General features: G+C 52.4%; 9 protein-coding genes. 4 read left to right on the top strand and 5 right to left on the bottom strand.

Annotated elements, in window-relative coordinates; genetic code table 11:
* Window positions 1–20 precede the first annotated feature (20 nt).
* Window positions 21–3,740: a nitrate reductase subunit alpha gene (locus NV375_RS09525; protein WP_258808004.1), complete on the bottom strand. Its 3,720-nt coding sequence runs from the start codon at window positions 3,738–3,740 to the stop codon at window positions 21–23.
* Window positions 3,741–4,036: 296 nt separating this feature from the next.
* Here NV375_RS09525 and NV375_RS09520 point away from each other — a divergent pair, with 296 nt between their 5' ends.
* Window positions 4,037–5,842, top strand: coding sequence for an ATP-binding protein (locus tag NV375_RS09520; protein ID WP_258808003.1), 1,806 nt, complete (start codon window positions 4,037–4,039; stop codon window positions 5,840–5,842).
* Here the strand turns inward: NV375_RS09520 and NV375_RS09515 are convergent.
* On the bottom strand, window positions 5,839–7,182 hold the full coding sequence (locus NV375_RS09515) for a nitrate/nitrite transporter (RefSeq protein ID WP_258808002.1): 1,344 nt from the start codon (window positions 7,180–7,182) through the stop codon (window positions 5,839–5,841). The genes NV375_RS09520 and NV375_RS09515 overlap by 4 nt on opposite strands.
* A gap of 275 nt (window positions 7,183–7,457) precedes the next feature.
* Between NV375_RS09515 and narL the strand changes: the two genes are divergently transcribed.
* The 3 genes from narL (at window position 7,458) to NV375_RS09500 (ending at window position 11,008) form a co-directional block, all read left to right on the top strand.
* Window positions 7,458–8,117, top strand: a complete 660-nt coding sequence (gene narL, locus NV375_RS09510) for a two-component system response regulator NarL (protein WP_126772972.1) — start codon at window positions 7,458–7,460, stop codon at window positions 8,115–8,117.
* Window positions 8,107–9,321 (top strand): molybdopterin molybdotransferase MoeA, encoded by a 1,215-nt coding sequence (gene moeA / locus NV375_RS09505; RefSeq protein WP_258808001.1) that lies wholly within the window; start codon window positions 8,107–8,109, stop codon window positions 9,319–9,321. The genes narL and moeA overlap by 11 nt, the downstream gene beginning before the upstream one ends.
* 73 nt (window positions 9,322–9,394) lie before the next feature.
* Window positions 9,395–11,008 carry a thiamine pyrophosphate-binding protein gene (locus tag NV375_RS09500; RefSeq protein ID WP_258808000.1) on the top strand — a complete coding sequence of 538 codons (1,614 nt, stop codon included), beginning with the start codon at window positions 9,395–9,397 and terminating at the stop codon, window positions 11,006–11,008.
* Here the strand turns inward: NV375_RS09500 and NV375_RS09495 are convergent.
* Genes NV375_RS09495 through modA form a run of 3 tightly spaced genes read right to left on the bottom strand, consistent with a single transcriptional unit; the run spans window position 10,996 to window position 13,335 of the window.
* Entirely contained in the window at window positions 10,996–11,988 is a 993-nt protein-coding gene (locus tag NV375_RS09495; RefSeq protein WP_258807999.1) for an ATP-binding cassette domain-containing protein, read from the bottom strand. The two genes, NV375_RS09500 and NV375_RS09495, sit on opposite strands and share 13 nt — an antisense overlap.
* On the bottom strand, window positions 11,985–12,656 hold the full coding sequence (modB, locus tag NV375_RS09490; RefSeq protein WP_258807998.1) for a molybdate ABC transporter permease subunit: 672 nt from the start codon (window positions 12,654–12,656) through the stop codon (window positions 11,985–11,987). Before modB ends, NV375_RS09495 begins: the two co-directional genes overlap by 4 nt.
* Window positions 12,634–13,335: a molybdate ABC transporter substrate-binding protein gene (modA, locus tag NV375_RS09485; RefSeq protein ID WP_258807997.1), complete on the bottom strand. Its 702-nt coding sequence runs from the start codon at window positions 13,333–13,335 to the stop codon at window positions 12,634–12,636. The genes modB and modA overlap by 23 nt, the downstream gene beginning before the upstream one ends.
* Between the last annotated feature and the right edge of the window lie 16 nt (window positions 13,336–13,351).

Here is a 13,351-nt window from a genome sequence, read left to right as displayed (position 1 = left end):
GTAACGTCCTCACTCCAACCTTATTCAGTGTCCAACCAGTCGACTTTGTCCATCTTGCGGACCACCACGAATTCATCGCGGTTACAGCCAACGGTGCCGTAGTAGTTAAAGCCATAGGCTTGCTGTGCGTAGCCGCCAATCATGTGGGTCGGCTTCATGACCGCACGGGTCACTGAGTTGTGAATACCGCCGCGGGTGCCGGTCAATTCCGAACCTGGCACGTTGACGATCCGTTCTTGTGCGTGGTACATCATGCTCATGCCTTCAGGGACACGTTGCGAGACCACCGCACGGGCGCTAATCGAGCCGTTCACGTTGAAGATTTCGATCCAGTCGTTGTCTTCAATGCCGGCAGCTTTGGCGTCAATTTCACTCAGCCACACAATCGGGCCACCGCGCGACAAGGTCAGCATCAGCAAGTTGTCAGAGTAGGTGCTGTGAATACCCCATTTTTGGTGCGGGGTGATCCAGTTCAGTACGATCTCTTTATTGCCGTTACCCTTCTTGTTCAGCACTGGCTCAACGGTTTTCAGGTTAATCGGTGGCTTATAAGCACACAGGGTTTCGCCGAAATCGCGCATCCACTCATGATCTTGGTAGAACTGCTGACGGCCGGTGATGGTGCGCCATGGGATCAGTTCGTGAACGTTGGTGTAACCGGCGTTGTACGACACATGCTCGTCTTCCAAGCCAGACCACGTCGGTGACGAAATGATCTTGCGCGGTTGTGCGACGATGTCGCGGAAGCGGATTTTTTCCTCTTCTTTTGGCTTAGCCAGATGCGTGTGGTCACGGCCGGTAAATTCACCAAGCGCTTCCCAAGCTTTCACCGCTACGTGGCCATTGGTTTCTGGTGCCAGCGATAGAATTACTTCACAAGCGTCAATGGCACTGTCGATCACAGGGCGACCTTTGTTTGCGCCTTCTTCATGATGAACACGGTTCAGCTTGCCTAAGAAATCGACTTCTTCTTGGGTATTCCAATTGATGCCTTTACCACCATTGCCAAGCTTGTCCATCAGCGGACCGAGCGAGGTGAAACGGTGATAGGTATTCGGGTAATCACGTTCAACCACGTTGATGTTCGGCATGGTGACGCCAGGCACAGCTTCACACTCGCCCTTCCACCACGCTTTCACGCCATACGGTTGTGCCAGCTCGCCCGGCGAGTCGTGCATGATAGGAGTGGTCGCTACATCTGTTTCGACCCCTAGGTGGCCTTGGCACACACGCGAGAATTCTTTCGCAATACCTTTAAAGATGTCCCAGTCGCTGCGCGCTTCCCACACTGGGTCAACGGCTGCGGTTAAGGGGTGAATAAACGGATGCATATCCGAGGTATTCATGTCGTCTTTTTCATACCAGGTTGCGGTTGGCAACACGATGTCGGAGTACAAGCAGGTGGTCGACATACGGAAGTCGAGGGTCACCCACAGGTCCACTTTGCCTTCTGCACCGTCGTCGACCCACTCGACGTCTTCCGGTTTCTTACCACCGAAGTCACCAAGGTCTTTGCCAAGCAAGCCGTGTTTGGTGCCCAAGAAGTGCTTGAGCATGTACTCGTGACCTTTACCTGAAGAACCCAGTAGGTTTGAACGCCAGATGAACATGTTGCGCGGGAAGTTTTTCGGATCGTCCGGCTGCTCACAAGCAAACTTCAGCTTGCCGTCTTTCAGTTGCTCAACAATGTAGTTTTTTACATCGAGTCCGGCTTTTTCTGCTGCAGCCGCGAGGCCTAATGGGTTGGTGCCCAACTGTGGTGCTGACGGCAACCAGCCCATGCGTTCCGCGCGGGTGTTGTAGTCAATGATCGAACTTTGCCACTTGTTCTTGTCGGCTAACGGCGACACGACTTCGCTCATGTCGAGTTTCTCGTAGCGCCACTGACTTGAGTGGTTGTAGAAGAACGAAGTACCGTTCATGTGACGTGGTGGACGCTGCCAGTCAAGGCCAAATGCCAACGGCTGCCAACCGGTTTGCGGACGCAGTTTTTCTTGGCCGACATAGTGCGCCCAACCGCCGCCGGATTGACCGATACAGCCACACATCATCAGCATGTTGATCAAACCACGGTAGCTCATGTCCATGTGATACCAGTGGTTCAACGCAGCACCAACGATAATCATCGAACGACCTTTGGTCTTGTCAGCGTTGCGCGCAAACTCAGTCGCCACACGGATCACATCCGCTGGTTTCACACCGGTAATATGCTCTTGCCATGCCGGCGTATACGGCACGTCATCTTCGTAGCTTTGCGCACGGTTTGGATCGTTGCTGCCGTCGTCAACGCCATATTGCGCCAACATCAAGTCGTAAACGGTCGCAACCAAAGCGGTCTCACCATTGGCAAGTTCAACACGTTTCGCCGGAATGCGGCGTACTTGCACTTCGTCATGGTGCGTGTGCTGGAAGTAGTCGTATTCGTGCGGTGCGGCGCCAAAATAGGGGAAGCCCACTTCAACCACTTCATCATGGCCGTCTTTCAAGCTGATTTGTAAATCGACGTCACCGCCTTGGTCTTTTTGCTCAAGGTTCCACTTACCTTTTTCGCCCCAGCGATAGCCAATCGCACCGTTCGGGCTAGTCAGACGTTGATCCGCAGCATTGATGGCTATGGTTTTCCAATCAGGATTGTTTGCTTCGCCAAGATTGTCGACCAAATCAGCCGCACGCAAGAAACGGCCTTGCTTCAGTACCTTCTCACCTGGCTCAAGCATCACCAACATCGGCATGTCCGTGTAGCGTTTCACGTAGTCTTGGAAGTAGCTACTTTGCTGATTAACATAGTATTCTTTCAAAATAACGTGGCCGAACGCCATCGCCAAGGCTGAGTCAGTACCCTGACGCGGCGCCAACCACGTGTCACCAAACTTCGACGCTTCCGAATAGTCCGAAGTAATGACGCAAGTTTTCGTACCCTTGTAACGTACTTCGGTTAAGAAGTGCGCGTCAGGCGTACGTGTTTGTGGAACGTTGGAGCCCCACACGATGATGTAGTTTGAGTTGTACCAATCAGCTGATTCAGGTACGTCGGTTTGCTCACCCCAAATCTGTGGTGACGCCGGCGGCAAATCACAGTACCAGTCATAGAAGCTCAGACAGTTACCACCAATCAGTGATAAATAACGTGCACCAGCAGCATACGACACCATCGACATGGCCGGGATCGGCGAGAAGCCACTGATGCGGTCAGGTCCATAAGTTTTCGCAGTGTAGACGTTACTTGCTGCAATGAGCTCGTTCACTTCTTCCCAGCTTGCCCGCACAAAACCACCTAAGCCACGACGTTCTTTGTAGCTCTTGGCTTTCACTGGATCGGTAACAATAGACTCCCACGCTTGCACCGGGTCTTTGTGCTGCTCTTTCGCTTCACGCCATAGCTTCATTAACTGTTGACGCATTTTCGGGTACTTCAAGCGGTTGGCGCTGTAGATGTACCACGAGTAACTTGCCCCACGCGGACAGCCACGCGGTTCATGATTAGGTAAGTCCGGGCGCGTCCGTGGATAGTCGGTTTGTTGGGTTTCCCACGTCACCAAGCCATCTTTGACGTAGATCTTCCAGCTACATGAGCCGGTACAGTTCACGCCATGGGTCGAGCGCACAACTTTGTCGTGTTGCCAACGCTGGCGATAGCCGTTTTCCCAAGTCCGATCTTGGTCAGTTGTTACCCCATGCCCATCGGCAAAAGGTTCTTTGCGGGTTTTGAAAAACCGCAGTTTGTCGAGTAGATGACTCATCCTCAAACTCCTAGTAGATGTCGTTACGCGCTAAGTTTGAATCGGTCATCGTTGTATTGCTATAGGTCGCCAGAGCCGCCAAATAGGGGGTATACGCCTTTCCTACCCCTAATGGAGTACGCACTTAATAAGCTAAGTAACTGTTTATAATGATATTTAGTTTTAGCGTTGATAATGAGCCCATCGACCAAACGCAAAAGAGGTAGCCCATTAAAGACGCTTGTCATTGCTGCATTAATGCACTCGGTTCCAAATACGTTTAAACTAGACAAAGTTTATCGTTCAGCAGGTTTGTTATGCGCCAGTTTTCAATCGTCACACGCGTGGGTATTGCGCTCGGCCTTATGGTCGCGCTTACCGTAGGTACCTTGTTAGCGTCTTACTGGCTCTCGGAGCGCGCCGACCAAGATGCCTTGGCGATCAATAAAGCGGGGTCATTGCGCATGCAAAGCTATCGTTATGCTTGGCATCGCTTGCATCTGCCCGACGCAGCGGTCACCGCTGAACTTGCTCAACAATTACAAGCGACTTGGCGCCATCCGGTTTTTAACCGTTTCAGTCATGGCGAAAGCGAACTTGCGACACAGTTCCAAGCCACCAGTCGAAGCTGGCTGGCTCTGCATGAGCGGATGGCCACTGAAGGCGTCCAAGCTGCGCAAGTTGAAGCGCTCTTAGCTCCACATATTCAGCAATTGGACAGTTTAGTTGGTGCTTTGCAGCAAGAGGCAGAGTCCCGTATTCGCGCTATTCGCCTTATTCAGGTCCTCAGCTTATTTGCCACCATTACGTTGGCTGGCATCATTGCCTATTGGCTACGCAGCCGCGTGCGCAAACCTTTGCAAACCCTAACCCAAACCGCACGTCGAATTGGCCAAGGCGACTTTACTGCACGCGTCAATCATCCGATGGGCGACGAACTCGGCGTACTGGCCGACACCCTGAACAAGATGAATAATGCCGTGGGCTACATGTACGGCAATCTTGAGAAACGTGTCGACGAACAAACGCAAGCCATTCAGCGTAGCAACATCAAACTACAATTCTTGTATGACATGGCGCGCAGCATTATCGAGCGTTCACCCAGTTACCAAGATTTCAGCCACATCATCGAAGGCCTGAAAGAGGCTGCGCAAATCGAAGATTTAGAGCTTTGTTTGATTACACCAGCAGGTGATAAGCCTTACTTGCAAGTACAGCCGGTAGAAACCGAAGAAGACCCTTGTGCTGGTGTCGACTGCGCAGAATGCGTTTCTGCGGGTGGTGGGGTAAGCGTGATGGAAGATAAACGCGTGTATCGTTACCCATTGGAGCGTGACCATCATTACTATGGTGTATTGGTCGCGCGGGTTGAACTGGGCCAGCAACTCGATGACTGGCAACAACAGTTACTGCAATCAGTGACCGACCAACTCGCCATCGCGCTTAGCCTTAAGCAAGAAGAAGAACAAGTCCGCCGTCTTGCGCTCATCCAAGAGCGTACGGTCATTGCGCGTGAGCTCCATGACTCCTTGGCACAAGCACTGTCTTACTTGAAGATTCAGGTCACACGATTGGATAAAGCTATACAGAAAGGTGATGAAGATACCATTGAGGACGTGTCCCATGAGTTACGCGAAGGGTTGAACTCAGCTTACCGACAGCTCCGTGAGTTGCTTACCACGTTCCGCTTGAAGGTCGATGGCGCAGGTCTTATCAATGCATTGCAAACCACTGTGAAGCAGTTCGAAGATCAATCTGACCTCGCATTCCGCTTGGATTACCAGCTCGCCAACGCACCATTGGCACCGCATGAAGAGATTCACTTGCTGCAAATCATTCGCGAAGCGTGCCAGAACGCCATTCACCACAGCCAAGGTGCTGAAGTAACTATTCGTCTGCAACAGGCCATCGATAAAGGTATCACCCTGAGCATCGAAGACGATGGGGTTGGCATTCCTGAACAAGCCGAGAAGCTCAATCATTATGGCTTGGCCATCATGCAGGAGCGCAGCAAACATCTAGGTGGCGAGCTAACAATACGGCGCCGCTCAGAAGGGGGAACTGGGGTGTATTTTAGTTTCCAACCGGCTTACCTTGCAGAACACTCCACCGCCGAAGCCTAAGGGTTGAAATACACACTGTGTCGACGCAGATACACCAGCATTACTAATCCCGCGCACAGCAAGTAGAATAGTGCGAAGGCAACGAGCGCCAAAGCTGGTGTCGCCGTTACGCTTTGCACCCCCCACATTAATGGAATATACGCGGCACCTGCCATCGCACATGCCGCGAGCCAACGCAGAGCAATTGGCAGCTGGGCTGGCGGAAATAGCACACTTGCCGAACGATAGATTGCACTGCTCGCGATCGCTGAAACCGTGAAAATCACGAAAAAAACCAACAAAAACAGAAGAAAATACTGTTCTGGGGCGCCACTATGAAACGCTTGATAGGTTAAGTAAGCCGCCGCTAAGCTTGCCAGCGCCAACAAGAGAGCGCAACCGAAGGTAACTTTAGCACCGCCATATTGGTCAGCAAACCAACCTCCCAATGGCCGCGCAACGACGCCGACGAGCGGACCCAGCCATGCGTAGGTTAACGCTTGTGGAGCATAGTCATTGCTTAATATGCGAGCGATCTCACCACCTTGCCAGTCACGACTTAGACCAAATAAGAACTGCAACACCAGCGGAAAAGACAGTGCAAAACCGATAAAGGAACCAAAGGCCATGACATAAAGCACCGTCATCACCCATAGATGCGGATTACGAAGTAAATGACGGCGATGTACCGGTGCCCACGGCGAGCTCTGTGCCCGAACGCGCTTTCGTCCAAGTACAACGGCGATCAAAGTGACCCCCGCCAAAAACCATCCAACGTTAGCTAAACTCACCACTTGATCTGGCCTTACACTGCCGAGCACATTGCCGGTACTGATGACCGTGCGCACCGTATTGGCGTCGCCGAACAGGCTAGGTAACGAAACCACCAAGGGCACACTGATTTGCGCCAAAACAATACCAACGCCACCGACGCCAGCGGTGACTGCCAGCTCCCAGCCCATTGAGGTTGGCTCTAATTCCAAGGTGCGCTGACTGACATAAAGTTGCGCGCCGCCTAACCCTGATAGCAACGCCATCAACTGCAAGAGACTAAGCGAAAAAGGCGGCTGCAAAAATGACCATCCCAAAGCCAATGCAATGACGGCAAGCACCACAGTAGTTGAGCGGATAAAGCTTTGCGTTAAAGCGCGATTGCCAAGTGTGAACCATAGTAATTGAAAACCCGCTGCAGCGAGGCCAGTAAGCGCCAGCAAACCAAACAGCTCGGCAAAGCTGAAGCCCATATCCAGCGCATACAGAACCACTACTAACACGCTCCAACACATCCACACGGCAGTGCTGGCGATCACGTGAAGTGCGGTCGCTTTGTCGATGGTCTCAGCTGGGAGCATTTGCTGCACAATTGGCCTTTTGTCACTGGGCTAGTAAGCTTAAGGATCAGACATTACCGGGCATTGGAGCAAGACTTCGAAGGAGTTAAGCAGAGGGTATTTGGAGATAGTCGAACTACTCAATAAGTGATATACGTAGTGACTAACCTACTGAAAATGTTATTTTTATTTAGATTGTTCGGCCGACTTTAACGCAATGTACGCTAACCGATATGGCGCTCTTCAACCATGCGCCAGCGCAGGAAATGTGCGAAAATGGTGACCACGATTAGAAGGAGAATACCATGACTGAATTGCGCTCTAGCATCATGCTAGTAGACGATCATCCGCTACTACGCAAAGGTCTCAAACAATTGATATCAATGGAAGACGATCTTGAAGTGGTTGCCGAATTTAGTAACGGTAGCGACGCGATTCCAAGAGCTGTTGAGCTTGATCCCGACCTGATTATCCTCGATCTCAATATGCAAGGGATGGACGGTCTCGAAACGCTGAAGCACATGCGTGACGAGGGTGTTACTTCGCGTATTATTATGCTCACCGTATCTGATGCTGATGAAGACGTGGTCTCAGCTATCACCAATGGCGCCGATGGTTACTTGCTCAAAGATATGGAGCCGGAGCAACTCATCGAGCAAATCAAACGCGCTATTGAAGGCAAAATGGTATTAAGTGAAGTCATTACCGAAGTACTCGCTACCGCACTGCGCCGCCCTGCGCCGCAAGGTGGTGGCAAGCTGGAAAGCCTGACCAATCGCGAACTCGAGATTCTGAAATTGATTGCCAAGGGTATGAGCAACAAGGTCATTGCCCGCGAACTCGACATCTCTGACGGTACCGTCAAAGTTCACGTGAAGCATTTGCTGAAGAAACTCGGTTTGCGCTCACGTGTTGAAGCTGCCGTGTGGATGGTCAACCAGCAAGGCGGTAAGCATGAGTCCTAATTGGTTACCCGTTGCCGACGCACTGGCCGCCATGCAAGGCCAAGTGCAAGCGCTAACCGAAACCGAAACAGTCCCCTTAGCTGCCGCCCTTGATCGGGTATTGGCACAGCCTGTGTACGCCAGTTTGAATGTGCCAGGCTATGATAATTCAGCAATGGATGGTTATGCGTTAAGAGCTGACGAAGCCGCACAGCCGCTAAAGGTAGTTGGCGAAGCCTTTGCCGGGCATCCATTCAAAGAAGAGCTACCCGCCGCTAGCTGCGTTCGGATCATGACCGGTGCGCAAATGCCAGTCGGTGCTGACACCGTGGTCATGCAAGAAAATGTGCTTCGCGACGACGCTGACATCGAAGTACAAACAACGGTGACAGCAGGCGACAATGTGCGCCTGTGCGGCAGTGATATTGCCAGTGGTTCGGTGGTCTTGAATGCGGGACAGCGCCTAAATGCAGTGCACGTGGGCTTGCTCGCTTCGCTTGGCATCGCCGAAGTTAAAGTCGTACGTAAGCTGCGCGTAGCGTTATTCTCGAATGGCGATGAACTGGTGGTGCCAGGTGATCCCTTGCAGCACAACAGCCAAATCTACGATAGCAATCGCTTCACCTTAACGGCGATGCTGCAGCGCCTGCATGTCGACATCATTGATCTTGGCCATATCGCTGATGACCCAGAAGCTTTAGAAAGTGCGTTTAAACAAGCCATGCGCAGTGCCGACATTGTCATTAGTAGTGCAGGGGTGTCGGTCGGCGATGCTGATCACACCAAAAATACCCTCGCCAAGCTCGGCAGTATCGAATTTTGGAAAATTGCCATTAAGCCGGGTAAGCCGTTTGCATTTGGCCGCCTTGGTGATGCTTGGTTCTGTGGATTGCCAGGTAACCCCGTCGCCGCTGTGGTCACCCTCGATCAGTTAGTGCAGCCTATGCTGCGGCGCATGGCGGGCGAAACCATCACTGCTCCGATGCAACTCGAAGCGAAAGCTGCTACCGCGATCAAAAAGCGCCCTGGCCGCACCGACTTTCAACGTGGTCGCTTTACCCAACGCGATGGCCAATTATGGGCTGAACCCGTTGGTAGTCAAAGTTCCGCAGTCCTTACCAGTGTGGCACAAGCCAATTGTTTCTTAGTACTCGAACAGGATCGCGGCGCCATTGAAGCTGGCGAGTCGATTACTATTCAGCCATTTGATCACCTGCTGACCTAGATCAAAGCACGCTTACTCAAATCACTCCACACTGATGTATTGCCATTCGTGATGCCTTGGTGTGGAGCCTGTAATGAAGTTCGCTGATCTTTTAGTTCATGAGTTAAAACAGTTCGACTGCAAAGCTATTTTCGGGATCCCTGGTGACTTTGTTTTGCCCTTGCTTAGTGCTCTTCAGGCTAACGGACAACTGCCATTTTATAGCTTAAATCACGAACCAAGTGTCATCTATGCCGCTGACGCGGCCGCTCGGGTGAGCCAACAGCCACAAGCCGCGCTGTTAACCTACGGAGCGGGCGCATTAAATGCCGTTAATGCGATTGCGCAGGCGTACGCTGAACGCGTGCCCTTAGTTATTCTTGCAGGGTTTCCGAGCCAACACGAAATCGACCGTAACGTCGCAATTCACCACCAAGCTAAAGATCTCAATTCCCAGCGTCGTATTCTGACCGAGGTGACCGAGTTGCAAGTTCGCCTCGATAATCCCGCGACCGCCAGCGGACAATTGCGGGCGGCACTACAATGCTGCCGCGAAACCTCACGACCCGTGCTCATTGAGATTCCACGCGATGCCATTCACTTTCAATGCGTTCCTTTACCCATGTACGCGCCTAGCGACATGCCCCGAGTTGAAGCAGAGAAACTTGAAAGCTATTTGCTTGAGCGCTTGCGCCACGCCAAACGCCCTGTCTTTTTAGCAGGTATTGAGGTGCAACGTTTCGCTGCTGCTGAAGCCCTAGAAAATCTGGCACTCCAGCTGAATATTCCGGTCGTCACTAGCTTTTTGGCCCGCGCCGCTGTTGCGCATGACCATCCCTGCTACCATGGCACTTTCATTGATGAGAGTGACAAGCATGCCTACAAGTTGCTCGAAGAAAGTGACCTTATCGTGCACTTTGGTGTGATTGTGAATGACAGCAATTTCGCAGCCTATCCGCAATTTACGCAAAGTGATAAAGTCATCCGACTACATCAAGGGACGACATTTTTAGCCCATGAACGATGTTATGAAATAGATCTTCAGCAACTTTGCCAAGATCTTCTCTCCCACCACTTACCACCCTTTTCGACCTGGTATGCAGCCACGCCAGTGGCGGCGTATGACCCTTATACCGCTTGGAATACCAGTACCGTTGTCGCCCTTATCGATGCCTACCTTGCCCAGCAAACGCAGACGGTGCCGATTATCAGTGACGTTGGTGATTGTCTATTTGGTAGTCTGCACGCCAATGCCAGTCATGTGCTGGCTCCAGCTTACTATGCGTCGATGGGTTACAGCTTACCCGCGGCCTTAGGCGTGTATGTCGCCAGCGGTTTACGGCCAGTGGTATTAGTTGGCGATGGCGCCTTTTTGATGACCGGGCTAGAGCTCTGTCAGTTGGTGCGCTACGGCGCGCGACCGCTGATCATCCTGTTCAACAATCAACGCTGGGACATGATCGAAGCCTTTGCACCTGAACTCCAGTGTACGACCCTACCTGACTGTGATTTTGGTGCCCTAGTGCGCGCATTAGGAGGGCACGCACATCGGGTGTATGACAGTGAGGCGTTTGCCGACGTCCTCGCCAAAGCATGGGCAGATGAGAGTAAGTTACAGGTTATTGAAGTGCATCTTGGCCGTGACCGCAGTGCTCGCCTGTCACGCTTCGCCAGTGCGTTCACCCAGCGGTTTGTTCATAATGGGTGATGCAGGGCAGCCGCTTTGATGTGGGCCACTACTTTTTGACCAATACCTAGCTCTAGCTGCTGCCATGCTGCGGTGCTGATCAAAGCAAAAAAATACTGACCGTGACATTCAAGTTCGACCAGCAACTCTCCTGTGCAAGAGGTCTCATGCCGCGCATGAATTGTGCTCCACAACTGATTGCGAACACTTGAATGCGGCACCGGCTGCAAACTAAGACTGACATCGCGAGCATAAATACGTAAGCGCTGTTCCGCCACTTCAGCTAACCCTGGTAAAGGCGTGTGAACTACCGCCATGGCCACCATTGAACGCAATGGCTCTTGTCGCAACTGCGCTAGCACAGGTCCGCTATTGAGCACTTGACCTTGCTGCAACAGCACCACGTTATCGCTTACTTCCGCAATGTCGGTGAGTTGGTGGCTGACCCACAACACCGGTAGGCGATGTTGTTCAGACAATTGCCTTAGGTAGCCGACGAAATGTTGTCTGGTGCCCTCGTCCAGTGCCGAAAAAGGTTCATCCAGTAACAAGAGTTGCGGCTGAGCTAGCAACGCTCGAGCGAAGGCCACACGTTGTTGTTGACCACCAGAGAGTTGCCGCGACTTCTGCTCGAGCAAGTCACTCAGCCCACACTGTTGCACTACGTCATTCCAGTGTAAGAAGTGCTGCTGCGCACGCTGCCAACCATAACGTAGGTTTTCTGCGACGGTCAGGTGCGGAAATAAACTCGGTTCCTGTAAGACTAAGCCGATGCGTCGCTCGGCTAACGGCAGCGACTTTTGCTTCGACTGCCAGCACTTGCCGGCAAACTGCACGTTGACCGATGTGTGTGTGCGCAAGCCTGCGATGACTTCCAATAATGTGGTTTTTCCTGAGCCTGAAGCGCCGACCAGCGCAGTGATACCAGTGGTCGGCAGGGTGAGGTCAACGGCAAGGTCAAAATGCTGCAAGGGCACAGTAGCTTGGACTGTTAAAGTCATTGGGGCTGCCTCCGACCATACACCACGGCCAACACCACGACCGCAACAGCAATCAAGCCCAATGATAAAGCGTGTGCCGCCGAATAATTCAGTGCCTCAGTGTGGTCGTAGATAAGTACCGAAAGCACTTGCGTCTCGCCTGGAATACTCCCACCGATCATCAGAATGACACCAAACTCGCCTAACGTGTGGGCAAATACCAGTGTTGCGGCCACTACAAAGCCACCACGACACAAGGGTAGCGCAATCGTTCGCAGCGCTTGCCAACGCGTCGCACCCAAGCTTTCGGCTACCAATAATGGTCGTTTTCCCATTGCGCGAAAGGCTTCGGTTAACGGCTGCACCGCAAAGGGTAGCGAGTAAATAACACTGCCTATCACAATTCCAGTGAAACTAAATGCCAAGTGGCGACCACCCAAGGACTCAAGTGTTGCACCAATAAAGCCGTTAGGTCCGAGCGCCAGCAATAAATAGAAGCCTAATACTGTCGGTGGCAGTACCAGCGGCATGGCGACAATCGCCTGCACCCAGCCGCGCCAGCGCGAACCCGTAAACGCAAGCCACCAGGCAAGAGGCGTCGCCAACACCAATAGGATGGCGGTCGTCACTGCCGCCAACTGCAACGTTAGGCTGATGGCTTGATAGTCACTTGGTTGCAGCATAACCATAGGCCACAAGAGTTTGCTGGCTGCCATCGGCAAGCATGAAATCGTAAAGCAATTGCGCGCCTCGATGCTGCCCTGCATGCGCCGTTAAGGCGATGGCTTGTGGTAGCAATGGCGCACTCGCTAGGCGGGTATAGTCGCTTTGCGGCACCTGCATTTCAATGATTTGACTAAGTGCGACAAAACCAATCTCTGCCGCACCAACGTGAACCCGATGGGCCGCTTGCGCGACATTTTCGCCATAGACGAGTTTACTTGCGTAATGTTCTGCCGCTAGCTGCTCCCGCAAATAACCCATGGCAGCTTGACCATAAGGAGCGTGACTGGGCTGCGCCAAGGCAACATGGTCAGCGGCTGCAATTAATGCCGCGACATCACCGTGCTGGCGTGGGTGCCACAACACCAGTTCACCGAAGCCCAAGAGTACCGGCTTTGCTTGAATTAATTGTCGTTGGTATAACGCTTCAAGATAATGCGGCTCGGCGGAAATCAGCAGCGCATAAGGCGCTCCGTGAACCACTTGCGCTACCAGCTTACCGCTAGCGACATAGGCGACCGTGACGTCATAGTTGGGAAACTGCTGTTCGAACTCGGCAATAATGGCATCGACCGGAGCCCGTAATGACGATGCGACGGCAATATGCACTTTTTCCTGCGCAGTGGCGCCATAAGGAAAAGCCATAAGAGCTACCGTAAAG

The organism is Pseudidiomarina sp. CB1 (assembly GCF_024752025.1).
Taxonomy (GTDB): Bacteria; Pseudomonadota; Gammaproteobacteria; order Enterobacterales; family Alteromonadaceae; genus Pseudidiomarina.
This window is presented reverse-complemented; position numbering and strand designations above follow the sequence as displayed.